The 23,208-nt window shown below is 72.8% G+C and carries 23 protein-coding genes; 8 read left to right on the top strand and 15 right to left on the bottom strand.

Annotation, left to right across the window (positions count from 1 at the left end; genetic code table 11):
• Positions 1-5 precede the first annotated feature (5 nt).
• The 3 genes from rplT to infC form a co-directional block, all read right to left on the bottom strand.
• Positions 6-389 (bottom strand): 50S ribosomal protein L20, encoded by a 384-nt coding sequence (gene rplT / locus AB0F29_RS09060; RefSeq protein WP_007457565.1) that lies wholly within the window; start codon positions 387-389, stop codon positions 6-8.
• Positions 390-496: 107 nt separating this feature from the next.
• Positions 497-691, bottom strand: a complete 195-nt coding sequence (rpmI, locus tag AB0F29_RS09055) for a 50S ribosomal protein L35 (protein ID WP_003970213.1) — start codon at positions 689-691, stop codon at positions 497-499.
• Positions 692-811: 120 nt separating this feature from the next.
• A complete protein-coding gene (infC, locus tag AB0F29_RS09050) occupies positions 812-1,528 on the bottom strand; it encodes a translation initiation factor IF-3 (RefSeq protein ID WP_361869557.1) in 717 nt (238 codons plus the stop codon).
• 371 nt (positions 1,529-1,899) lie between these two features.
• Between infC and AB0F29_RS09045 the strand changes: the two genes are divergently transcribed.
• Positions 1,900-2,262 carry a DUF1844 domain-containing protein gene (locus AB0F29_RS09045; RefSeq protein ID WP_018959482.1) on the top strand — a complete coding sequence of 121 codons (363 nt, stop codon included), beginning with the start codon at positions 1,900-1,902 and terminating at the stop codon, positions 2,260-2,262.
• A 92-nt stretch (positions 2,263-2,354) separates the two neighbouring features.
• Here AB0F29_RS09045 and AB0F29_RS09040 read toward each other — a convergent pair whose 3' ends face one another.
• The 3 genes from AB0F29_RS09040 to AB0F29_RS09030 form a co-directional block, all read right to left on the bottom strand.
• Positions 2,355-3,068: an MIP family channel protein gene (locus AB0F29_RS09040; protein WP_361869160.1), complete on the bottom strand. Its 714-nt coding sequence runs from the start codon at positions 3,066-3,068 to the stop codon at positions 2,355-2,357.
• Positions 3,069-3,183: 115 nt separating this feature from the next.
• Complete coding sequence (locus AB0F29_RS09035; RefSeq protein WP_361869159.1) at positions 3,184-3,912, bottom strand: SseB family protein; 729 nt, start codon at positions 3,910-3,912, stop codon at positions 3,184-3,186.
• 59 nt (positions 3,913-3,971) lie between these two features.
• The gene (locus AB0F29_RS09030) at positions 3,972-4,577 is read right to left on the bottom strand and encodes a TetR/AcrR family transcriptional regulator (protein WP_361869156.1); all 606 of its coding nucleotides are present in this window, start codon (positions 4,575-4,577) and stop codon (positions 3,972-3,974) included.
• A gap of 67 nt (positions 4,578-4,644) precedes the next feature.
• Here AB0F29_RS09030 and AB0F29_RS09025 point away from each other — a divergent pair, with 67 nt between their 5' ends.
• Positions 4,645-5,595, top strand: a complete 951-nt coding sequence (locus AB0F29_RS09025; protein WP_361869154.1) for a DMT family transporter — start codon at positions 4,645-4,647, stop codon at positions 5,593-5,595.
• A gap of 31 nt (positions 5,596-5,626) precedes the next feature.
• Here AB0F29_RS09025 and mycP read toward each other — a convergent pair whose 3' ends face one another.
• Both mycP and AB0F29_RS09015 read right to left on the bottom strand, forming a co-directional pair.
• Entirely contained in the window at positions 5,627-6,808 is a 1,182-nt protein-coding gene (gene mycP / locus AB0F29_RS09020) for a type VII secretion-associated serine protease mycosin (protein ID WP_361869151.1), read from the bottom strand.
• Positions 6,805-7,779 (bottom strand): hypothetical protein, encoded by a 975-nt coding sequence (locus AB0F29_RS09015; protein ID WP_361869148.1) that lies wholly within the window; start codon positions 7,777-7,779, stop codon positions 6,805-6,807. Before AB0F29_RS09015 ends, mycP begins: the two co-directional genes overlap by 4 nt.
• Positions 7,780-8,655: 876 nt before the next feature.
• Here AB0F29_RS09015 and AB0F29_RS09010 point away from each other — a divergent pair.
• A complete protein-coding gene (locus tag AB0F29_RS09010; protein WP_361869145.1) occupies positions 8,656-9,858 on the top strand; it encodes an amino acid deaminase/aldolase in 1,203 nt (400 codons plus the stop codon).
• 25 nt (positions 9,859-9,883) lie between these two features.
• Here the strand turns inward: AB0F29_RS09010 and AB0F29_RS09005 are convergent, their stop codons facing one another.
• Both AB0F29_RS09005 and AB0F29_RS09000 read right to left on the bottom strand, forming a co-directional pair.
• On the bottom strand, positions 9,884-10,858 hold the full coding sequence (locus AB0F29_RS09005; RefSeq protein WP_361869142.1) for a DUF2510 domain-containing protein: 975 nt from the start codon (positions 10,856-10,858) through the stop codon (positions 9,884-9,886).
• Positions 10,859-10,916: 58 nt separating this feature from the next.
• Positions 10,917-11,852, bottom strand: coding sequence for a LysR family transcriptional regulator (locus AB0F29_RS09000; RefSeq protein ID WP_361869139.1), 936 nt, complete (start codon positions 11,850-11,852; stop codon positions 10,917-10,919).
• 70 nt (positions 11,853-11,922) lie between these two features.
• Here AB0F29_RS09000 and AB0F29_RS08995 point away from each other — a divergent pair, with 70 nt between their 5' ends.
• Positions 11,923-13,110 carry a TDT family transporter gene (locus AB0F29_RS08995; protein ID WP_361869136.1) on the top strand — a complete coding sequence of 396 codons (1,188 nt, stop codon included), beginning with the start codon at positions 11,923-11,925 and terminating at the stop codon, positions 13,108-13,110.
• Here AB0F29_RS08995 and AB0F29_RS08990 read toward each other — a convergent pair.
• The 4 genes from AB0F29_RS08990 to AB0F29_RS08975 form a co-directional block, all read right to left on the bottom strand.
• Positions 13,049-13,759, bottom strand: coding sequence for a helical backbone metal receptor (locus AB0F29_RS08990; protein ID WP_361869133.1), 711 nt, complete (start codon positions 13,757-13,759; stop codon positions 13,049-13,051). The two genes, AB0F29_RS08995 and AB0F29_RS08990, sit on opposite strands and share 62 nt — an antisense overlap.
• Before the next feature lie 244 nt (positions 13,760-14,003).
• Positions 14,004-14,549: a helix-turn-helix domain-containing protein gene (locus tag AB0F29_RS08985; RefSeq protein ID WP_265602545.1), complete on the bottom strand. Its 546-nt coding sequence runs from the start codon at positions 14,547-14,549 to the stop codon at positions 14,004-14,006.
• Positions 14,550-14,712: 163 nt separating this feature from the next.
• Positions 14,713-17,334 carry an ABC transporter permease/substrate binding protein gene (locus AB0F29_RS08980; RefSeq protein ID WP_361869129.1) on the bottom strand — a complete coding sequence of 874 codons (2,622 nt, stop codon included), beginning with the start codon at positions 17,332-17,334 and terminating at the stop codon, positions 14,713-14,715.
• Complete coding sequence (locus AB0F29_RS08975; protein WP_361869126.1) at positions 17,327-18,463, bottom strand: glycine betaine/L-proline ABC transporter ATP-binding protein; 1,137 nt, start codon at positions 18,461-18,463, stop codon at positions 17,327-17,329. Before AB0F29_RS08975 ends, AB0F29_RS08980 begins: the two co-directional genes overlap by 8 nt.
• A gap of 260 nt (positions 18,464-18,723) precedes the next feature.
• Between AB0F29_RS08975 and AB0F29_RS08970 the strand changes: the two genes are divergently transcribed.
• Both AB0F29_RS08970 and AB0F29_RS08965 read left to right on the top strand, forming a co-directional pair.
• On the top strand, positions 18,724-19,632 hold the full coding sequence (locus AB0F29_RS08970; RefSeq protein ID WP_361869554.1) for a 5'-3' exonuclease: 909 nt from the start codon (positions 18,724-18,726) through the stop codon (positions 19,630-19,632).
• A 52-nt stretch (positions 19,633-19,684) separates the two neighbouring features.
• Positions 19,685-20,536: a siderophore-interacting protein gene (locus AB0F29_RS08965; RefSeq protein WP_361869123.1), complete on the top strand. Its 852-nt coding sequence runs from the start codon at positions 19,685-19,687 to the stop codon at positions 20,534-20,536.
• Positions 20,537-20,854: 318 nt separating this feature from the next.
• Here AB0F29_RS08965 and AB0F29_RS08960 read toward each other — a convergent pair whose 3' ends face one another.
• Complete coding sequence (locus AB0F29_RS08960; RefSeq protein WP_361869121.1) at positions 20,855-21,598, bottom strand: MerR family transcriptional regulator; 744 nt, start codon at positions 21,596-21,598, stop codon at positions 20,855-20,857.
• Positions 21,599-21,714: 116 nt separating this feature from the next.
• Here AB0F29_RS08960 and AB0F29_RS08955 point away from each other — a divergent pair, with 116 nt between their 5' ends.
• Complete coding sequence (locus AB0F29_RS08955) at positions 21,715-22,683, top strand: hypothetical protein (protein ID WP_361869118.1); 969 nt, start codon at positions 21,715-21,717, stop codon at positions 22,681-22,683.
• Positions 22,680-23,117, top strand: a complete 438-nt coding sequence (locus AB0F29_RS08950; protein WP_361869115.1) for an ABA4-like family protein — start codon at positions 22,680-22,682, stop codon at positions 23,115-23,117. Before AB0F29_RS08955 ends, AB0F29_RS08950 begins: the two co-directional genes overlap by 4 nt.
• Positions 23,118-23,208 lie beyond the last annotated feature (91 nt).

The raw sequence follows: 23,208 nt of genomic DNA, 5'->3' as shown, positions 1-23,208 counted from the left end.
CTGGATCAGGCGGCCTTCGGGGCGTTGACGTCGCTCGGGAGGGCCTTCTGAGCGACCTCGACGAGGGCGGCGAACGCGTTGGCGTCGTTGACCGCGAGCTCGGCCAGGATCTTGCGGTCCACCTCGATGTTGGCGGCCTTCAGACCCTGGATGAGGCGGTTGTACGTCATGCCGTTCTGGCGGGCAGCGGCGTTGATGCGCTGGATCCACAGCTGACGGAAGTCGCCCTTGCGCTTCTTGCGGTCGTTGTAGTTGTAGACCAGGGAGTGGGTGACCTGCTCCTTGGCCTTGCGGTACAGACGCGAACGCTGCCCGCGGTAGCCCTTGGCCGCCTCGAGAATTGCCCGGCGCTTCTTGTGGGCGTTGACTGCCCGCTTGACGCGTGCCACTTGTTAACTCCTTGTAGCGGGGCCGTGGGTGTCTTCACACGGCCCGGAAACGAATCGGTCCCGGTGTGATCGAGGTCGTGCCTCCGGGGCGAGCCGGAGGCCGAGCCTCACTTGCCGAGAAGCTTCTTGATCTTCTTGGCGTCGGCCGGAGCCACGACGACCGTGCCGGTCAGCGAGCGGGTCTTCTTGGACGACTTGTGCTCGAGCAGGTGGCGCTTGCCGGCCCTCTCGCGGAGCACCTTGCCGGAGCCGGTGATCTTGAAGCGCTTGCTGGCACCGCTGTGCGTCTTGTTCTTCGGCATCGCGCCGTTCTCTCCTCGTCAGTGGCGCCCCTCACGGTGCGGGGCACCGGACTGCAGGGGCGTCAGATCTCTATGGGATTCCGGGGAGACCCGGGGCCGCCTGGATGGCAGCCCCTGAGGTCACGTCTCGGAGGGTGTCTCGGCCGGAGCCTCGACCGCTTCGGCCGGAGCCTCGGCGGTGTCGCCCTCGGTCGGCGCGTCGGTCGTACCCTGACGCTCGGCCTTGCGGGCGGCCTGGGCCTCACGGGCCTCGGCCATGGCTTCGGTCTTCTTCTTGTGCGGGCCCAGAACCATGATCATGTTCCGGCCGTCCTGCTTCGGGTTGGACTCGATGAAGCCCAGGTCCTCCACGTCCGAAGCGAGACGCTGGAGCAGTCGGAAGCCCAGCTCGGGGCGGGACTGCTCACGACCACGGAACATGATCGTGATCTTGACCTTGTCGCCCTGCTTGAGGAACCGGACGACGTGACCCTTCTTGGTGTCATAGTCGTGCGGGTCGATCTTCGGCCGGAGCTTCATCTCCTTGATGACCGTGTGCGCCTGGTTCTTGCGCGCCTCACGGGCCTTCATGGCCGACTCGTACTTGAACTTCCCGTAGTCCATGAGCTTGCACACGGGCGGACGGGCTGTCGCCGCCACCTCGACCAGGTCGAGGTCATACTCCTGTGCGAGTTCCAGGGCCTTGGCAAGCGGAACAATCCCGACCTGCTCGCCGCTGGGACCGACAAGTCGGACCTCGGGAACGCGAATCCGGTCGTTGATGCGGGGCTCGGCGCTGATGGATCCTCCTCGGTAGCACCACGCGACCGCCTGGCGGACAGCCGCGTAACGTCTTATAACGTCAAGACCAACCGAGCCGGGAGCGCAAAAATGCCCCGGACGGGACACAGGCGGGGCTCCAGGAACTACCGGAACACCGCCGCGGTCAACCGCGGGGCGCATCGGACGACTCCATCGTCCGTACGGAACGATGGGGACCGTCTGACCGGTGACCCGCCGTCCGGTGAGGACAGTCAGGTGGGAGATCGGAGCCTCCACTTGTGGGCCGGGCACATAGATGTCCGGCCGGTCGTTACACAAGGTTAGCAGCCCGGCCCCGGGGGCGCTAATCCCGCGTCTCCCCCGCCATCGCCTCCCTCTCCGCCCCGGCGGGTCCCGAAGCGGCTCCCGCGCGCGGGAGGGCGGTGGCCTGGCCTTATCGTGTGGGCATGAGTGACGCGACCCCCAGCAGTGAGAACCCCGGCTTCGACGACATGGCCCGCGACATCGCGGAGGTCCCCGCGGTCGAGGTGATCGTGACGGTCGCCGTCAACCTGATGAGCGCAGCCGCCGTGAAGCTCGGCCTCACCGAGGAGGGCGAGGAGCACAAGGACCTCGACGAGGCCCGCAAGCTGGTCCAGGCGCTGGCCGGACTGCTGGACGCGAGCGCCACGGAGATCAGCACCTTCCACGCTTCCCCGCTGCGCGACGGCCTGAAGTCCCTCCAGCTCGCCTTCCGCGAGGCGTCGCTGGTGCCGGACGAGCCCGGCCACGGCCCCGGCGAGAAGTACACCGGTCCCGTCTACGGCTAGCCGCAGCCCTTCCCCCGTACGCCAGGAAGCCCGCCGCCCCCTGTGGGGCGGCGGGCTTCCGCTGTGGGTGCGGACGGACCGGGGCGTGTCCGTCAGATGGCGTCCTCGGTCTCCGCGGGCAGGACGTTGGGGCAGGGGTGGGTGAGCCGGTGGGCGTAGGCCGCGATCGCTCCGCCGACCACGGGCGCGAGGATGAACAGCCAGAGCTGGGAGAGGGCCGCGCCGCCCGCGAAGAGCGCCGGGCCGAAGCTGCGCGCCGGGTTGACCGACGTGCCGGTCAGCGGGATGCCCACCAGGTGGATCGCGGCGAGCGCCAGGCCGATGGGCAGCCCGTCGAAGCCGGTGACCGCCACCTTGTGGGTCACCGCGAGGACCACGTAGACGAGCAGGAACGTCAGGACCACCTCGGCGAGGAACGCGCCGCCGATGTTGATGCCGACGGCCGATCGGTCGCCGTAGCCGTTGGTGCCGAACTCGCCGCTGGTCTCCAGCCCCGGGATCTGCTTCGCCAGCAGGAACAGCAGGGCCGCGCCGACGACCGCTCCGAGGAACTGGGCCACCCAGCGCTCGACGGCCGTACGGATGCCGATCCGGCCCGCCATATACATGCCCAGCGTGACCGCGGGGTTGACGTGGCAGCCGGAGATCGGGCCGAGCGCATAGGCCAGCGCGAGGAGGGTGAAGCCGAAGGTGAGGGCGATGCCCACCGTGCCGAGGTATTCGACGGCGACCACCGCGGACCCTACGGCGAAGAACACCAGCAGCACGGTGCCGAGGAACTCTGACGCCACGATCCGCTTCTGCATGGAACCACCTCGCGAGCTTGATCGGTTGGTCGGATTTCTCCGCATTCCCGACAATTCTCACGGCGGCGGGCGCTTGGCGCGCGTCGACCGGGTCGTCCCGGTGCGGCCCGCTGCGTCAGCGGGCGAAGAGGGGCTCCCCCGGTGTGGGCGTACCGGCGGGGAGAACGGCCAGATCCAGGCCGCTCACCAGCCGGGCCCGCAGCACCTCGCTGGCCGACAGCGCCTGCGCGATGCGGCGGGCCGCCTCTGCGGGCACGGCGTCGGGGACGAGGACGAGCGCGAGGGTGCCGTCCGCGCTGCCGGGGCCGAGGTGGGCGCGGACCACGGCGGGGTCGGCGGCCACGGTCTCCCGTACGGCCGCGATGACGGCGGGATCCTGGAGCGGGTCGGTGCTGGTGCGGTTCTCGGCGAGGGCCAGGAGCGCCTGCCCGCTCAGCTCGAAGGCGACGGGTCCGGCGAGGTCCAGCACGACGGTGTCGGCCTTCTCGTGGGCGGCGGCCTGGAGCGCCTGGTGCAGCGGTACGGCGACGGGGCGCGCCTCGGGGTCCCAGAGCGCGAGCGCCTCGGTCGAGGTGAAGGCGGGGAGCGCGCGCCGGTCGCCGGCCCGGAGGGTCGGCACGGCCATGTCGCTGGTCTTCTCGCGGCGGAGCCCGTTCTCGTCCTCCTCGACCTCGCCGAGCACGGCGACGACGGGGACCAGGAGCCGGGCGTCGCGCAGCGCCGTGAGGACCGGGCCGACGGCGCCCCGGTCGCGGGACCAGGCGTCCAGGGCCCTGGTCAGGGCGGGGGACGCCGAGCCGTCGTCATCGGAGAAACCGGGGTCCGGGATGTTCTTGAGCTCCACGGGACGAGGGTAGTGCCTGGGGTCCGGCCGCCCGCCCGCAGGTGGGGCGGGCGCGGGGCTCAGCGCCCGGTGACCCCGGCCAGCAGGCCGGCCGCCGCCTCGCGGGCGTGGGCGACGGGGTCCGGGAAGACCTTCAGTCCGTGGGCGACCAGGGCCCCTTCGTGCAGCAGCATGAGCGTCCGGCCCAGCCGGTCGGCGGCGTCGGGGCCGAGGCCCTCGACGCCTCGGGCGAGCCGGGTGAGCAGGTCCAGCATCCACTGCTTCTGGCCGGTGATGACCGCGTGCGCCGGGTGGGACGGGTCGCTGATCTCCGCGTGGGCGTTGACCATGCTGCACCCCTTGGAGCCGTTCTCCGCCATCCAGGCGCGCGAGGCGTCGAAGACGGCCAGGATCCGGGCGCGCGGCGCGGGGGGCGCGGCGTCGAGGCGCTCGGCGAGGAAGGCGCGCCACCGTTCGTCGCGGTCGGCGAGGTACTCCACGACGATCTGCTCCTTGGAGCCGAAGCGGTCGTAGAGGGTCTTCTTGGTCACCCCGGCCTCGGCGGCGATCAGGTCCACCCCGACGGCATGGATGCCCCGGTCGTAGAAGAGCCGCTCGGCGGCCGCCAGGGCCCGTCGCGCGGCAGGCGTCATGGTGATCCGGCGCAGTTCCTCGGAAGTACCCATGGCAACGAGTATACCGATCTGTATAGTCGAGAGGGTAGGTATACCGATCTGTATAGCGAGGTGCGTCATGAACGTCCTGCTCCCGGCCGCCTTCGTGCTGTGCTGGAGCTCCGGGTTCATCGGGGCCAAGCTCGACGCCGGCGGCGCGTCCGCCCTCACGATCCTCATGTGGCGGTTCCTGCCGCTGACGGTCGTCCTGGCCGTGGTCGCGGTGACCGTCGCGCGCGCCTCCTGGCGGGGCCTCGGCGCCCGGGACGTGGTCCGGCAGGTCGTGATCGGCACGTTGTCGCAGAGCGGCTATCTGCTGACCGTCTACTACGCGATCCAGCTCGGGGTCTCCACGGGCACCACGGCCCTGATCGACGGGGTCCAGCCCCTGGTGGCGGGGGCGCTGGCCGGACCGCTGCTGCGGAGTCACGTCACCGCCCGGCAGTGGCTCGGCCTGTGTCTGGGGGTGGCCGGGGTCGTCGTGGTCACGACGGCCGACGCCTCGGCCGCCGCCGGGGTGGCCGGGTGGGCCTATGCCCTGCCGTTCGTCGGCATGTTGTCGCTGGTGGCCGCCACCTTCCTGGAGAGCCGTTCCGCCACCCGGGTGGCCCCTTCGGTGTCACTGACCGTGCACTGCGCCGCCAGCACCGTGATCTTCACCGCGCTCGCCCTCGGCACGGGGACCGCGCTGCCGCCCGCCGAGCTCGCGTTCTGGGGCGCGGTCGGCTGGCTGGTGGTGCTGTCCACCTTCGGCGGGTACGGGCTGTACTGGCTGATCCTGAGGCGCTCGGGCGTCACGGCGGTCAACACGCTCATGTTCCTGATGGCCCCGGTCACGGCGGTGTGGGGAGCCCTGATGTTCGGGGAGCCGTTCGGCCCCCGGACCGTGCTCGGTCTGGCGCTGGGGCTGGTGGCGGTGGTCGTGGTGCACCGCGGGGCCGCCCCGCGCGGCGACGGGCCCACCGGTGATCAGGCTCGGAAGGCGGCCGCGCGCGACCGGCCGGACGCGGTGTCCGGGGCGGGCCGGTGAGTCGGCGCGGGCCGGTCCGGGCGCGGTGCGTTCAGCGGCGGCCGGGGGCGTTCCGGCCGCGCCACAGGACGACGGCCGCGGCCAGCAGCGCCGCGCCGAGGCCGCCGGCGAGCGGGGCGGCCCAGTTGGCCGTCGCGTCGGCGGTACGGGCCGGGGCCGGGCCGTCGCCGAAGTACCGCCCCCGGTGTCCCGCCGGGGCGGCCTTGGCGTCCAGGTCGGCCGGACGCAGCCGGGAGCCCGCCTCGATGGCCTCCGCCGGGTCGACGATCCCGTAGCCGCGGGCGTCGTCGCGGCCCTCGGCGGGGGCGTCGCGGGCGGTGTCGGCGAGGAGCTTCTTGATCTGGGCCGGGTCCAGGCCGGGGTGGGCGGCCCGGACGAGGGCGACCGCGCCGGAGACGAACGCGGCAGCGGCCGATGTGCCCCACTCGATGTAGTAGTGCCCGTCCGGGTTGGCGACCACGATGTCGACGCCGGGGGCGCTGACGGTGGCGTACCAGCGGCGGGTGGAGAACGTGGCGTGCGTGCCGTACTCGTCGACCGCGGCGACCGCGATCACCCCGGGGTAGGCGGCCGGGTAGGAGATCCGGTCCCCCTTCTCACCGCCGTTGCCCGCCGACGCGACGACGGGGACGCCCTTGGACAGGGCGTACTGGATGGCCGCGTCCTCTCCGGGGTCGGGGTGGGCGGACTTGCTGTCGTCGCCCAGGGAGAGGTTGATGACGTCGGCGCCGTTGTCCGTGGCCCAGCGGATGCCGTCGGCGAGGGCGGGGCCGCGGGACTTGCGGGCCTTGGCCCGGGCGGGGTCCTTGGACTCCAGAATGACCCGGACCGGCAGGATCCTGGCCTCGGGGGCTATGCCGAGGACGCCGTCGGAGCGTCCGGGGCCGTTGCCGCGTCCGGCGATGATGCCGGCCATCGCGGTGCCGTGCAGGGCCCAGGAGGAGTCGCCGCGGGCGGCGCCGAAGCCGACGAGGTCCTTGCCGGGAAGCACCTGGCCCGTCAGGTCGGGGTGGGCGTCGTCGACCCCGGTGTCCAGGACGGCGACGGTGACGCCCTGGCCCCGGGTGGTCTCCCAGGCACGGTCGGTGTGCAGGGCGTCCAGCGCCCACTGCTGGTCGCGGATGGCGTCCGCGTGGGCGGGCGCGGCGGGGGTGAGCGCGAGGACGGCGGCGGCGCAGACCGCGGCGAGGACGCGGTGGGGTCGTCGGGTCATCCGGGCGGCTCCGTGAGTTCGGCGATGTGCGTGCGCAGCCCGCGCTCCACCCGGTCCGCGATGCCCTTCGCCTCGTGGCCGAGCCCGGCCTGGGCGATGTCCGTCGTGGCGCCCGGGGCCATGGCGGCGGGTGCGGGCTGCGGCTCGGCGACGGTGCGGCCGTCCGCGAAGCCGGAGACGGCGAGGACGACGACCGGGATCTCGGTGAGCGGGTCGACCGTCCAGCTGGCGCGCTGTCCGTCACCGAAGGAGGCCGCGGGCGTGCCCTCGGGAGCGTACGTACGGGGCATGAGGTCCTTGCGCGCGCCGAGCTTCTGCTCGGTGAACCGGGTGCGCAGGGCCCGCATGCCCGGGGCGTCGGCCTCGGTGAAGACCAGGCCGACGGTGGTGACGGCGGAGCGGGTGGCGTCGGTGTAGGTGGCGCGCACCAGCCGTTCGCAGCCCACGGAGCGGAGCGTGGTCAGGAGCAGCGGGTCGAGCCCGCTCCCGCACGTGCTGTCGGCGGCGACGGCGATCCGCGTCCAGGTGCGGTGAGTGCCGCCGGGGCCCGCACCCTTGCCCTGGAGGGCGCGCGGGAACAGCGTGTCGACGGGGACGCTGTGCCAGGCTCCGCGTGCGGCGGTGTACGGGTTCCCGGTGGTCTCGGCCGAGGAGTCGCCGGTCAGCCAGGCCCCGGTGGCCGCCCCGCCGATCAGCCCGAGGCCGAGCACGACGCAGGCGGCGGCCGCCGCGGTACGCCACCGCTGCCGGGGGCGGACCGGCCGCAGCCGGGTGGTGGTCTCGGCAGGCGTCTCCGGGTAGCCGTAACGGACCGGCGTCCGGTAGCCGCCGGGGGGCGGCGGAACGGCTCCCGGCGCGGGCGTCAGATCGACGGCCCCGACGGGCCTGCGCCGGGTGACGGGCGGCGGGCCGACGGGCGGACCGGGAAGCGTCGGGCTCGGCGGACCCGCGGGGGGCGGGCCCGGCCGCATCGGGGCGGGGCTCGTGGAGGGCGGCGCGGGCGCGGACGCCCTGGGGGGCGTGGGCCGCTGGGCCGGTGCGGCCTGCGGGGCGCGGGCTGCCGGTGCGGCCTGCGCTGCGGAGGCTGTTGGTCCGGTCTGCGGGACCGCGCGGGCGGAAGGGGCTGGGGCTGCCGGTGCTCCCTGCGCTGCGCGGGCTGCCGGTGCGGCCTGCGGGACCGCCCGGGCGGAAGGGGCCGGGGCGGGGGCTGCCGGTGCGGCCGGACGGGCTGGTGGGACGGCACGGGCCGCCAGGGTGAAGCGGGCCGGCGGGGCCTTCGGGTCCGGCGCGGCCGGCGCGGCCGGACGCATCGGCGGGGCCTGCTGGGCCGGTGCTGCCGGGCGGGGCGGCGAGGGGTGCTGGGCCGGAGCAGCCGCCGGGGCCGGAGACGCTTCCTGCGGGGCCGGAGCAGCCGCCGGGGCCGGAGACGCTTCCTGCGGGGCCGGAGCCGGCGGGTGGGCCGGTGCCGCCTGAGCCGTCTGCGGAATCACCGTCGGCCGAACCTGCTGAGGCGGCGCGGTCCGTGAGGCGGGCGTGGGCGTGGAAGCGGGTGCCGGGGGTGTGGGAGGGGCGGCCGGGGTCGTGGGAGGGGTGGTCGGGGTCGTGGGAGGGGTGGTCGGGCGGGGCGGCACAGGGGCGCGCTGCGCTTCGGTACTCATCCGGCCCCCCGCATACACGTCCTCGTACCGACCACGGATCACCGCCGCTGACAGGCCCGTTGGTGCTCGCGTGCACGTCACTCTACGGGCTGCGGGCGGGCGGCGGGGAACGGGACGCCCCGGTCGGCGGACGATCTGTCGCGATCACCCCCCTACCCAGCCGTAGCACCTCTCTGGCAAGCTGCGGCCATGACTGCCCGCGCGGCTGACCGGACCCGCTACAACCGAGCCACCGCCCATCTCGACGCCCCGATCGCGATCGTCGATCTTGAGGCGTTGGACGCCAACGCGGACGATCTGGTGCGGCGGGCGGCCGGGAAACCGGTCCGGGTGGCGAGCAAGTCGGTGCGGTGCCGGGCCCTGCTGGAGCGGGTGCTCGCGCGTCCCGGGTTCGCCGGGATCATGTCGTACACGCTGGCGGAGTCGCTGTGGCTCGCGCGGGCCGGATTCGACGACGTCCTGCTGGCCTACCCGTCGGCCGACCGGTCCGCGTTCGCCGAGCTGGCGGCCGATCCCAAGCTCGCCGGGGCCGTGACCGTGATGGTCGACGACCACGCCCAGTTGGAGCTGATCGACGCCTCCCGGGCGGGCGGCCGGGAGGAGATCCGGGTCTGCCTTGAGCTGGACACCTCCCTGCGGATGCTGGGCGGCCGGGTCCGGATCGGGGCGCTGCGCTCCCCCCTGCGCTCCCCCGCGCAACTCGCCGAGCTGGCCCGCTCGGTGGTCCGCAGGCCGGGCTTCCGGCTGGTGGGGCTGATGGCGTACGAGGGGCATGTCGCCGGGGTCGGCGACGCGCTGGCGGGGCGGCCGCTGCTGTCCCGGGCGATCCGGCTGATGCAGTCGACCGCCCGCAAGGAGCTGGCGGTGCGCCGGGCCGAGGTGGTCCGGACGGTCCGCGCGGTCGCACCGGAGCTGGAGTTCGTCAACGGCGGCGGGACCGGCAGTGTGCAGCACACGGCGGTCGAGGCCGCGGTGACGGAGATCGCGGCCGGTTCGGGGCTGTACATGCCCCGGCTCTTCGACAACTACACGTCGTTCACCGGCCGGCCGGCGGCCCTGTTCGCACAGCCCGTGGTGCGCCGGCCCGGCGTCGGCGTGGTGACGGTGCTCGGGGGCGGCTATCCGGCGTCCGGCCCGGCCGGCGCCGACCGCTCGCCGGTGCCGTATCTGCCGGAGGGGCTGCGCTACGACGCGCAGGAGGGCGCGGGCGAGGTACAGACGCCGCTGCGGGGCTCCCCCGCCGACGACCTGCTGATCGGCGACAAGGTGTGGTTCCGGCACGCCAAGGCCGGGGAACTGTGCGAGCGCTTCGACGCGCTGCACCTGGTCGAGGGCGACCGGGTCACGGCGAGCGTTCCGACGTACCGGGGCGAGGGACAGACCTTCCTCTGACCTCGGGCCCCGGGCGATGCGGGCTTCAGGGGCCGATGGACGCGCCCACTCCACCACTCGTCGCGCTGTCGCCGAGCGGGCGGATGCCCCGGGTGATGGTGTCCATCAGGGACAGCGGCAGGCCGGGTGCCCCGGCGTCGAAGGCGAACCGGACGATCACCGGTGTCCCGGCGCCGACCGTGGAGGGGAAGACCAGGGACTGCACGTACCCTCCGGGCCCCTTGCCGGTGGTGACCTGCCAGCGCACCAGGTAGCCGGTGCGGCCGGCGACGGTCAGCTCCTGCGTCTTGAGCACCTTGTGGGACGTGATGCCGCCGTGGGTGCGCCGGCCGAGGTTGTCCTCCTCGTAGGCCTTGTCGGCCGCGGTGACGATGTCGGCCTCGGCCAGGGCTCTGACGTCGGTCTCGCCGCCCCGGGCGGTGCGGGTGGTGACCGTGCCGTGGTAGCAGAACGCCGCGCCTCCGGGGCAGTCGTAGGACTGCTCGGTGCGGATGGTGGCGGCGTCGTCGGAAGTGCTCTCCGGCTTCTCCCAGCCCTCGGGCACCGGCAGGGTGACCCCGTTGAGCTGGTCGACGAGGACAGTGGGGTCCTCGTCCGGGTCGGAGTCCTGGGCCGGCTCGGCGGAGGAGGCGGTGGCCGTGGGGGCGGTGACCGGGGCCTGGGGCGAGGCGGTCGTCGTCGGAGCCGCGGGTGTACCGCCCTCGTCGCGCCCGAGCAGCACGGCCCCGGCGACGGCCGCGCCCAGGACCAGCACCCCGGAGAGCGTGATCGCCAGGACCTTCGTCCGGCTGCCGCCGCCGACCGCGCCCCGGGGGCCGCGCCGGCGCGGGAGCGGAAGCGACGGCGGGCCGAACGCCACGGGTGCGGGCGGCTGTTCCGGTGCGGCGTGGGCAGCGTCGGACCGGCGGGTGTGCGCGGTCCAGGCCGTACCGTCCCACCAGCGCTCGAAGCCGGGCGCGCCCGTGTCCGGATACCAGCCGGGCGGCGTCGCGTAGCTCATGCCCCCACTCTAGGGTCCGGCTCCGACACGGCGGCCGGGGTTCGGAGGGTTCGCGGGGTCAGGCGTCGCGGCCGGTCAGGGACAGCAGATCGCGGGCGGGGCCGGTGGGGCGGTGGCCCCCGGGCCAGACCGCGCGCAGTTGGCGTCGCAGCCGTACGCCCGCGATGGGGACCTTGACGAGGCGGCGGGACGACAGCTCCTCGCCGAGGGCCAGTTCGCTCAGGACGCAGGGTCCCGCGCCGCTCTCCGCCGCGCCCTTGACCGCCGTGGTCGAGGAGAGCTCCAGCAGGGGCTGGGCCAGTCCGCCGTGCACGGCGAGCGCCGCGTCCAGGACCTGGCGGGTGCCGGAGCCGTGTTCGCGCAGGATCAGCGGGGTGGCGGCGAGTTCGCCGGGCAGCAGCGGGGTGCGGCGGCGGGCCCAGGGGTGGCTGGGGGCGACCACGACGACGAGGCGGTCGTGGGCGATGACGGTGCCGTCGAGGCCCTCCGGTATCGACAGGCCCTCGACGAAGCCGAGGTCGGCCTCGCCGGTGACCAGGCGGCGGGCGACGGCCGCCGAGTTGCCGACGAGGAGCGAGACCGCGGTGTCCGGCCGCTCGCCGCGCAGCGCGATCAGCCAGCCCGGCAGCAGGTACTCGGCGATCGTCATGCTGGCGGCGACCCGCAGCCGGGAGTCGCGGCGGTCGCGCAGCGCCTGGGCGCCGGCGTCGAAGGCCTCCGCCGCCTCGACGACCCGGCGGGCCCAGTCGGTGACCAGCGCGCCCGCGTCTGTGAGCCGGGAGCCGCGCGGGGAGCGGTCCAGGAGGGCGACGCCGAGCTGGCGCTCCATGGACCGGACGCGGCTGGAGGCGGCGGGCTGGGTGATGCCGACGTCCCGGGCGGCCCGTCCGAGGCTGCCGTGCCGGGCGACGGCGAGCAGCAGTTGCAGCGCCCCGAGGTCGGGGACCCGGTGGGAGAGGGAAACGTGGGGTGCGTGTGGGTCGTCGCCGGTCATAAAGCCAGCTTATGACCTCATAGGAACGGGGTCCCTGGTGGGCGGGGGCCCGGCCGCGAAGAATCGTGGCATGACCATCTTTCCGGTGACCCGGACCGCCGCACCGTCGCCGCCCGCCGCGCTTCCGACCCGCCCGGCGGAGGCGCCCGGGGACGCGACGCGGCTGCCGTCCCTCCGGCACATCGGCCCCAACTGGTACGCGAGTGTCATGGGCACCGCGATCGTCGCGAGCGCCGGCGCGACGCTTCCGGGGGACGTTCCCGGGCTGCGGGCCGCGTGCACCGTGGTGTGGGCGCTGTCGGCCGTGCTGCTGCTGGCCGTCCTCGCCGCTCGTGCCGGGCACTGGCTCCGCCACCGCGACCAGGCCCGCGCCCATCTGCTGGACCCGGCCGTCGCCCCGTTCTACGGCTGTCTGTCGATGGCGTTGCTGGCCGTCGGCGGGGCCACGCTGACGGTGGGCCAGGACGTGGTGGGCGCGCGGGCGGCGCTCGCGGTGGACGTGGTGCTGTTCGTGGCGGGTACGGCGGTCGGTCTGGTGGCCGCTGTCGTGGTGCCGTATCTGATGGTCGTACGCCACCGCCCCGCGCCGGGAACCGCGTCGCCGGTGTGGCTGCTGCCGCTGGTCGCCCCGATGGTGTCGGCCTCGCAGGGCGCGCTGCTGGTGCCCCACGTCGCCGCTGGACAGGGGCGCGAGGCGCTGTTGCTGGCCTGCTACGCGATGTTCGGCCTGTCGCTGCTGGCCACGCTGGTCGTGCTGCCGCTGGTCTTCTCCCGGCTTGTCCACCACGGTCCGCTGCCGCTCGCGTTGACCCCGACGCTCTTTCTGGTGCTGGGTCCGCTCGGGCAGTCGACGACCGCCGTCAACCAGCTGGCCGACGTCGCCCCGGGGGCGGTCGGGGCTCCCTACGCCTCCGCGTTCGGCGCGTTCGCCGTGCTGTACGGGGTGCCGGTGATGGGCTTCGCGCTGCTGTGGCTGGCCCTGGCGACCGCGATGGTGGTGCGGGCCGCCCGGAACGGCATGGGGTTCGCGATGACGTGGTGGGCGTTCACCTTCCCCGTCGGCACGTGTGTGACGGGCGCGGCCGGTCTGGCGCGGCACACCGGGCTCGACGCGCTGACCTGGCTGGCGGTGGGGCTGTACGTCCTCCTGGTGGTGGCCTGGGCGGCGGCCGGGACGCGGACGGCGCTCGGGGTGCTCAGCGGAGCGCTGACGGCAGCGCCCGTGCCGCCTCGGCCAGCGACGGCCCGTACCACGTGAGCAGCCGCCCGTCGACGAGTGCGGCGGGCAGGGCGGGGAAGGCCTCGGGCCCGTCGTCCGCGGTGAAGCGGTAGGGCTCGTCGGGCAGCACGATCAGCTCGGCCCCGGAGGCGTTCAGCTCGTCGAGCGGGATGCGCGGGTAGCGCTCGGCGTGGTCGGCGTACACGTTGCGGACGCCGAGGCGGGCGAGGAGGTCGCCCGCGAAGGTGTCGTGGCCGAGAACCATCCAGGGCCTCCGCCAGATCGGTACGGCGGCGGGGCGCGGGCTTCCGGAGGGTGCGGGCAGGGCGGCCCAGGCGGCTTCGGCCGTATCCAGCCAGCGAGGCCGGGCGAGCCCGCAGCCGTCGACGAGGACACGGTGCAGTTCGGCGAGTGCCTGATCCAGGGTGCGGACCTCGGTGACCAGGACGTCGAGCCCGGCGGCCCGGAGCGCGTTGAGGTCGGGGGCCCGGTTCTCCTCCTCGTTGGCGATCACGAGGTCGGGGGCGAGGGCGGTGATCGCCGCCACGTCCGGGTTCTTCGTGCCGCCGACGCGGGCGGCGGTGAGATCCGCGGGGTGCGTGCACCAGTCGGTGACCCCGACCAGCAGCCCGGGTGCGGTGTGGGCGACGGCCTCGGTGAGCGAGGGGACCAGGGAGACGACGCGCACGGACGGGCCTTTCGCGGAGGAAGAGGAGGAGGGGGCGGGGCTCGCCACCGGGCGGACTCGCCACCGGGCGGACTCGCCACCGGGCGGGGCCCGCCACGGGACGGACTCGGCCCCGCACGGGCTCAGCATCGTACGGACTCAGCCCCGCACGGGCTCGGCATCGTACGGACTCGCCCCGCACGGGCTCTGCCCCATACGCACTCGGCCCCGTACGGACTCGCCGCCGGGCGGACCGCGTACGGGGTCAGCGGCGCGAGTCGAACGTGGCGTCGATGTGTTCGGCCACCGCGACGACCAGCAGCCGGGTGCCGGGCACGGTGGCGCGCCAGCGGTGGCGGACCCCGCCGGAGAGGAACAGGGTGTCGCCGTGCTCCAGGCGGTGGACCTGGCCCTCGGCCTCGACGTCCACGGCGCCCTCGACGACGTACATCAGTTCGTCGTTGCGGTGCTGGAACTCACGGCCGAGGTCCGGTTCGCCGGTGAACTCCAGGGCGCTGAGCTGGTGCCGGCCGCGCACCAGGCGGCGTACGCCCTCGCCCCCCTCGGCCCGGACGACGTCGACGGCGCGCGCGGAGTCGGCGGCGGCCCGCAGACGCCCGGTGGTGGTCTCCAGCGCCTCGGCGACCCGGTCGAGGGAGCGGGCGCTGGGGCGGGCGCGCTCGTTCTCGATCTGGCTGAGGAAGGGCACGGAGAGGCCGCTCCGCGAGGCGACCGCGGCCAGTGTGAGTCCCAGGGTTCTGCGCCGTCGGCGGACGGCGGCGCCCACCCGCGGTGTGTCCTTGTCGTCCATGTCCCGGCTCCCTCCCGCCTCCGCCATCCTCCCGGTTGCCAGCACCTTACGCACATGGTTGCGCACGACGTCCGGTAAACGCCCCCGGGCAGCCGGAAGGGGCGGCCCCGCCCGAAGGCGGGGGCCACCCCTCACGACCTGCTGCTTTCGTGCCCGTGGGCCCTTACTGGGGCGCCATGGTGTCCGCGATGCCCGGGTTGTCGTCCATCCAGGCCTTCACGGCTTCCTCCTCGTGACCCACGCCGCGCTTCTGGATCTCGTTCTCCAGGCCGCCGAGCTGCTTCTCGGTGAGCTTGAAGTCCTTGAACCACTTCGTCAGCTGCGGGTACTGCTTCGGGAACTCCTTGGAGGCGATGGTGTGCAGGCGGTCGCCCTCACCGAACGCCTTCTTCGGGTCCTTCAGCTTGGTCATGCCGTACTCGTTGTACGCCCAGTGCGGGGTCCACAGCAGGACCGCGACGGGCTCCTTCTTGGCGTACGCGCGCTTCAGCTCGGCCAGCATGCCGGGCGTGGAGGAGTCGAGGACCTCGTACTCCTTGTCCAGGCCGTAACTCGGCAGGACGTTCTTCTTGAGGTTCTCCATGGTGGCCGTGCCGGGCTCGATGCCGATGATCCGGCCCTTGAAGTCGGAGCCCTTGCCCTTGAGGTCGTCGAGGGTCTTGACGTCCTTGACGTAGTCGGGGACGGCGACCTCGATGGAGGTCGGCCCGTACCAGGAGCCGAGGTCGGTCAGCTTGTCGCCGTACTTGTCCCAGTAATTCTTCTGGGTGTACGGCAGCCAGCCGTCGAACTGCACGTCGATCTGGCCGCGTGACATCGCGGCGTACATCGGACCGACCTCGAACTGCTTGAGGTTGATCTTGTAGCCGCGCTCCTCCAGCACCGCCTTCCACAGGTACGTGGCGGCGATGTCCTCCTCCCAGGGGAACCAGGCGACCTCGACGGCGCGGTCACGCTCGTCCTTGCCGCCGTCGGCCTTGGCGTCCTTCGGGACCGGGGACCACTTGTCGGCGACGCCCGGGTTGTCCTTCAGCCAGGTGCGGACGGCTTCCTGCTCCTTGCCGGAGCCGGACTTCTGGATCTGGGCCTCAAGGCTGGTGAGCTGCTTCTCGCTCATCCTGAAGTCCTTGAGCCACTTGCTGACCACGGGGTTCTCGGCGGAGAAGCCCTTGCGCGCCAGGGTGTGGACGCCGTCTCCCTTGCCCCAGAGACCCTTGGGGTCCTTCAGCTTGGTGAGGTCGTACTCGTTGTACGCCCAGTGCGGCGACCAGAGCGGAACCACGATCGGCTCCTTCTTGGCGTACGCGCGCTTCAGCTCGGCCAGCATGGACGGCGTGGAGCCGTCGATGAGCTTGTACTCCTTGTCCAGGCCGTAGCCCGGCAGCAGCTTGTCCTTGAGCAGGCCCATCTCGCCGGCGCTCGGCTCGATGCCGACGATCCGGCCCTTGAACTCGGAGGCCCGGCCCTTGAGGTCGTCCATGGTCTGGACGTCCTTCATGTACGCGGGGACGGCGAGCTCCAGCGAGGTCGGGGCGTACCACGCTCCGAGGTCTTCCAGGCGGTCCTTGTACTTCGCCCAGTAGCTGGCGTGGGTGACCGGCAGCCACGAGTCGGTCTGGAAGTCGATCTGCCCGTTGGCCATACCGGTGTACAGCGCGCCGGCCTCGTACTGCTTGACGTCGACCTCGAAGCCGCGCTGCTCCAGCATCTCCTTCCAGAGGAAGGTGGAGGCGATGCCCTCGTCCCACGGGATGTAGCCGATGCTGACCTTCTTGCCGTCGCCGATCCGCGCGACCTGGCCGGCGGTGTCGTCCTTCGAGCCGCCGAACATGCTCATGCTGCCCGCGACGAGCGCGAGGACGACGATGCCGACGGCCGCGATGCGGGGCTGCGGACGGTAGGTCCAGATCTTCCAGCCCTCGGCCATGGCCTGGGCCTTGGCGACCGCGCGGCGGCCCAGCGGGGAGACCTCGGTGCCGAGCGCGCCGGTCATCCGGTCCAGGTACATGGCGAGGATGACGATGGAGATGCCCGCCTCGAAACCGAGGCCGACGTCGACGTTGCCGATGGCGCGGTAGACGGAGCCGCCGAGGCCGCCGCCGCCGACCATGCCCGCGATGACGACCATGGACAGGCCGAGCATGATGACCTGGTTGATGCCGGCCATGATCGTGGGCAGGGCGAGCGGCAGCTGGACGCGCAGCAGGGTGTTGCGCGAGGTGGTGCCGAAGGCCTCGGCCGCCTCGACGAGTTCGCCGTCGACCTGGCGGATGCCGAGTTCGGTCATCCGGACGCCCGGGGGCAGGGCGAAGATGATGGTGGCGATGATGCCGGGGACCACGCCGACGCCGAAGAAGATGACGCCGGGGATCAGGTAGACCATGGCGGGCATGGTCTGCATGAAGTCCAGGACCGGCCGGGTGATCGCGCTGACCGTCCTGGACCGGGAGGCCCAGATGCCCAGCGGCACCGCGATGACCAGGGTGACCAGGGTCGCGACGAGCACCAGGGTGAGGGTGTCCATCGCTTCGTCCCACAGTTCGACGGAGTCGATGAGGGCGAACCCGACGAAGGTGAGCAGCGCCGCGGGCAGGCCGCGCAGCCACCAGGCGATGACGGCGACGATGCCCGCGAGGAGCAGCGGTGCGGGGGCGGACAGGACGGCGGCTATGCCGTCGAACATGCCGCTGACGATGGAGCTGATGGCGTCGAAGAGCCAGGCGAGGTGGGTCTGCAGCCAGTCGACCGCGGAGTCGACCCATTCGCCGAGGGGGAGCCTAAACACTGGCCACCTTCTTCGCGCCGTCCGCTGCCGCGGGTTCGGTGTCGCGAGGGGGCTCGGCCGGGGTCATCGGCTCACCGAGGACGGCGAGCAGCCGGGAGCTGGGGACGACGCCGACGAGCTTGCCCTTGGCGTCGGTCACGGCGACCGGGTTCGAGCTCTGCGAGCAGGGCGTGAACAGGTCGATGATCGGCGTGGACTCGGGGACCGTGGCGGGGGCCGCGGCCAGCACGTCCTGCGGGGTGCGCAGCTCCTTGCCGTCCGCCGCCTTCGTGCCCATCACGGTGTGGGCCTCGGCCATGATCGCGCCCGCGGTGAGGACCCGGGAGCGGTCGACGTCCTGGGTGAAGGAGGCGACGTAGTCGTTGGCCGGGGTGACGAGGATGTCCTCGGCGGTGCCGAGCTGGACGATCTCCCCGTCGCGCATGACGGCGATCCGGTCGCCCAGGCGCATGGCCTCGTTGAGGTCGTGGGTGATGAAGACGATGGTCTTCTTCAGGCGCTTCTGGAGCTCCAGCAGCTGGTCCTGCATGTCACGGCGGATCAGCGGGTCGAGCGCGCTGAACGACTCGTCCATGAGCAGCAGGTCGGCGTCGGTGGCCAGCGCGCGGGCGAGGCCCACGCGCTGCTGCATACCGCCGGACAGCTCGTCGGGCCAGGACTTCTCCCAGCCTTCGAGGCCGGTCATCCGCAGCGCCTCGGTGGCGCGGACCTCACGTTCCTCGCGCGGCACGCCCTGGACCTCCAGGCCGTACGCGGCGTTCTCCAGGACGCTCCGGTGGGGGAAGAGCGCGAAGTGCTGGAACACCATGCTGATCTTGGTGGAGCGGACGTGCCGCAGCTCGCGGGGGCTCAGGGCGGTCAGGTCCTGGCCGTCGAAGAGCACCCGGCCCGCGGTGGGGTCGAGCAGACCGTTGAGCATGCGCAGCAGGGTGGACTTGCCCGAGCCGGACAACCCCATGACGACGAAGATCTGCCCCGGCTCCACGGTGAACGAGGCGTCGATCACCGCTGCGGTCGTTCCCTCGGCGCGCAACTCGTCGCGGTCGGAGCCGTTCTCGAGCTTCCGCACGGCTTCATCGGGTCGTCTTCCGAAGACTTTGTACAAGTGCTCGGCTTGCAGCCTGGACACATACACCTCACGCGTTGAACCGAAAAACGGTCTGCCACCCCCTCCGGCAGACCGTGGAGCGGTGCGGGTTCTGTCCGCGTGGCACATGCACTAGTTGAAAATGCGACGTGGTTCGCTCCGGTGGCGCGCCTGCCCTCGCTTACACAGCCCAAACACAACAGTGACCCACGTCACCGACCTGCGACGGAGCGACAGTAAGCGGTTACCCGGAGCGACTGTGGGTGCGGTGGGGCATCATCGGGTCTGTGACGCGACGCCTGATGCTCCTCGACACCGCCTCCCTCTACTTCCGCGCCTACTTCGGCGTACCCGATTCGGTGCGCGCGCCGGACGGTACGCCGGTGAACGCCGTGCGAGGACTCCTCGACTTCATCGGCCGCCTGGTGCAGGACCACCGGCCGGACGATCTGGTCGCCTGCTGGGACAACGACTGGCGCCCGCAGTGGCGGGTCGACCTGATCCCGACGTACAAGGCGCACCGGGTCGCCGAGGAGACGCCCGCCGGACAGACGGACGAGGAGGAGATCCCCGACACCCTGTCCCCGCAGGTCCCGATCATCGAGGACGTGCTGGCGGCGCTCGGGATCGCCCGGGTCGGCGTCACGCCGTACGAGGCGGACGACGTCATCGGCACCCTCGCGGGGCGGGCGACCGGGCCGGTGGACATCGTCACCGGCGACCGCGATCTGTATCAGCTGGTCGACGACGCCCGTCAGGTGCGCGTGCTCTACCCGCTCAAGGGCGTCGGCACCCTTCAGGTGACCGACGAGGCCTGGCTCCGCGAGAAGTACGGCGTGGACGGCGCGGGCTACGTCGACCTGGCGCTGCTCCGCGGCGACCCGAGCGACGGGCTCCCGGGCGTCCCCGGCATCGGCGAGAAGACGGCGGCGAAGCTGCTGGACGCGTACGGCGATCTCGCCGGGATCATGGCGGCGGTGGACGATCCGAAGGCGAAGCTGACGCCCTCGCAGCGCAAGCGGCTTGACGAGTCGCGCGCCTATGTGGCCGTCGCGCCGAAGGTGGTCCGGGTGGCCGGGGACGTTCCCCTGCCCGACTTCGACCCGGCGCTGCCCCGCGAGCCGGGCGACCCTGCCGCCCTGGAGGCGCTGGCGGAGCAGTGGGGGCTGGGCGGAGCGCTTCAGCGGCTCCTGACCACCCTTCAGCACTGAGGTGTTAACTTAGGCATACCTAAGCTCGCATTTTCGAACCAGGGAGTACCTCGTGGCAGAGCGGCCGGCGCGGCAGGGACCCACGGCTCAGGGGGCGCAGGTCGTGCGCACCGAGCAGATCACCCCGCACATGGTCCGGGTGGTCCTCGGCGGCGAAGGGCTCGCGGACTTCGCCCTCTCCGGCTTCACCGACCACTACATCAAACTGTGCTTCGCGCCCGAGGGCGCCGACTACGCGCACCCGTTCGACATGGCCGCGATCCGGGAGGGATACCCGCGTGAGCTGTGGCCCACCACCCGTACGTACACGGTGCGCTCGTGGGACCCGGTCGCCCGGGAGATGGCCGTCGACTTCGTCGTGCACGGCGACGCGGGACTCGCGGGACCGTGGGCGCAGCGGGCCCGGGTGGGCGAGCAGGTGACCTTCCTCGGCCCCGGCGGCGGTTACGGTCCCGAGGCGTCGGCGGACTGGCACCTGCTGGTCGGCGACGAGAGCGCGCTGCCGGCGATCGCGGCGGCGCTGGAGCAGATGCCGTCGGGTGCGCTGGTGCACGCCTTCGTGGAGGTGTCGGACGCCTCCGAGGAGCAGAAGATCGTGACGCCCGACGGCGTGTCCGTGACCTGGCTGCACCGTGGCGACCGGCCCGTCGGCGAGCTGCTGACCGCCGCCGTGAAGGGGCTGGACTTCCCGGAGGGCGAGATCCAGGCCTTCGTGCACGGGGAGGCGGGCTTCGTGAAGGAGATCCGCCGGTATCTGCGCGTGGAGCGGCAGATCCCGCTGGCGCGGCTCTCGATCTCGGGTTACTGGCGTCTCGGCCAGAACGACGACGCCTGGCGTGCCGTCAAGCGTGAGTGGAACGAGCAGGTGGAGCGCGAGCAGGAGAGCGGCACGACCGCTCCGTAGCACCCGCCCCGACGTCGGCCGCCCCCTGCCGGGCCGCACCGGGCGACCCTGCCGAACGGACCACCGGGCCCTGTCCGCCGTAACGGGCCACCGGGCCCTGCCCGCCGTAACGGACCACCGGGCCCTGCCCGCCTTATCTGCGGCGGACAGGGCCCGCGCTTCGGGGGGCCCGACGCGTGGGCGGCCGCGGCGGGGCCGCCCACACACACCGCAACGCACCCGCCGGGCCGCACACCGGAGCCCGCCCGCACCGGGTCAGCCCATGGCGCCCGGCTCCGCACCGCACCCGCCGGGCGGCACACCGGGCCCGCGCCTGGGTCAGCCCGCAGGGCCCGGCTCCGCACCACCGCCCCCGGCCCCGGCGCCCCACTCCCCGCCCGCACCCTCTTCCGTGGCGCGGGAGTCCTCCCGATCGACCGGCCCCGAGAGGTTCTGCGGGGACTCGAAGCGGCGGAAGGACACATCGATGTGCGCCAGCCTCCGCAGCGCGCCGAACATCGCCTCGCCGAGGACGGTGCCCACGACGACGCTCTCGACCAGGTCCTCGCGGGCCACCCGCCGCTGTACGTAGTCGAGGTCGGCGCGGGCGAGCGGCTCGGCGGCATCCGCGTAGACGTCCAGCAGGCCGATGTATCCGCCGTGCCCGGCCCTGCGCAGCGCGGCCAGCACCCCCGCCAGTGATTCGGCGGCGGAACACCGCTCGTCGACGTGCCAGCCCCGCCGCAGCAGCAGCTCGGCCACCTCCTCCCGCGCCTCCTCCAGCTCCGGCCCCGCCTCCCCCCCGCCTGCCGGGGTGACGCCGTCCGCCGCGATGCCGAGGACCTTGTGCACCGGCTGTTCGGGGTCGTCCATGACCTCCAGGACCTCGCCGATACCGGCGAGCGAGAGGCCGCCCACATCCAGAAGCGCCCTGATCAGGCGCAGCCGACGCTCGTGCCCGGGGCCGTAGTGGGCCTGATTCGGGCTGGTCAGCTCCCCTGCGGGCAGCAGCCCTTCCCGTAGGTAGTACTTGATCGTCGGCACCGGGACCCCGGACCTGCGACTCAACTCACCGATGCGCACCGCGTGTTCGCCCTTTCGCCCTTGCCAGAAACCGACCTCATCATAGATAGTCCCTCTATCGGATAGCAGACAGTGCAGCTATCCACTGTTAATCGCATCAACACAGGGGGTCTCTCATGTCGTCATGGCGTTCCTGGCATCGCCCGTTAGTCGTCTTCTCCGCCGCGATGGCCGTCATGGCCCTCGTTTCCGCCGTCGGCCTCGTGGTCGACGACCGGGTCCTGGTGGGGGCGCCGATCTGGGCGAAGCCGTTCAAGTTCGCCGTGTCCTTCGCCGCGTACGGCCTGACCCTGGCCTGGATGCTGGCCCGTCTCACCCGGGGGCGGCGGACCGGTCGGTGGGCCGGGCACGTCGTCGCCCTGACGAGTCTGACCGAGATGGTGCTGATCACGGTGCAGGTCGTCCGGGGCCGACGCAGCCACTTCAATTTCGCGACCACGTTCGACGCGGTGCTGTGGGACGCGATGGGGGTGACCATCGTCGTCCTGTGGGCGGCCACTCTGGTGATAGCCGTCCTGCTGCTGCGCACCCGCCTCGCCGACCGGGCGACGGCCCTGGCCGTCCGGGGCGGGCTGCTGATCGCCCTGGCCGGTGCGGCCCTCGGTTTCCTGATGCCGCTGCCGAGCGAGAGCCAGCGGGCGGCGGGGAACCTCAACACCGCCGACATCGTCGGCGCGCACTCCGTGGGCGTACCGGACGGCGGCCCGGCCATGCCGCTGACCGGCTGGTCGACGACCGGCGGCGATCTGCGGGCCCCGCACTTCGTGGGCATGCACGCCCTCCAACTGCTGCCGCTCCTCGTGATCGTCCTGGTGCTCCTCGCGCCCCGCTTCGCCCCGCTGCGCGACGCCGGGGTGCGGCTGCGTCTCGTGCGGGTCGCCGTGGCCGGCTACGCGGCGCTCGTCGCGCTCATCACCTGGCAGGCGCTCCGGGGACAGCCGCTGATCCACCCGGACGGCGCCACGCTGGCCGCCGCCGGAGCCGTCCTCGCGGCGGTGGCGTGCGGAACCTGGAGCGCGCTGCGCACGGCCGCCCCGCACCACCCCTCCTCCAACACCGCCGACGACAGGGAGCCCGTGGCATGACCGGCGCACTGTTCGAGATCACGTTCTATCTGGCCGCCCCGTTCTGGCTGCTGATGATCTTCGCCCCCACCTGGTCCGGCACCGCCCGCGTCGCCGCCTCACCGCTGACCGTGCTGCCCGTGCTCGCCGTCTACGTCGTCATGGCCGTGCCGGTGTTCCCGGAGCTCTGGACGGCGGTGAGCAGCCCGGACATCGACGCGTTCCGTGATCTGACGGCGCTGGCCGGCGGCGCGGGGACCATCTGGGCGCAGGTGCTCGCCTGGGACCTGCTGCTCGGTCAGTGGATGTACCTCCAGAGCCGGAAGCTGGGGCTCTCGCCGCTGCTGATGGGGCCGCTGCTGGTCCTGACGATCCTGCTGTCGCCGTTCGGGCTGGTGATCTTCCTCGCCGTCCGCGCCGTCCGCCTGCGACGGCGCGAAACGCCCACCGGCTGAGTCGCGTCCTCCCGGGGCCCGGTCTGCGAAGATCGCGGGCATCCGACCAATCCGTACGGCCGTCGGCTCCGAATCACTGCCGGAAGCGACG

Origin of the sequence: Streptomyces sp. NPDC026589 (genome assembly GCF_040638385.1) — a bacterium.
Lineage (GTDB): Bacteria > Actinomycetota > Actinomycetes > Streptomycetales > Streptomycetaceae > Streptomyces.
Note: the sequence above shows the minus strand (reverse complement) of the source record. Positions and strands in the feature narration are given on the sequence as shown.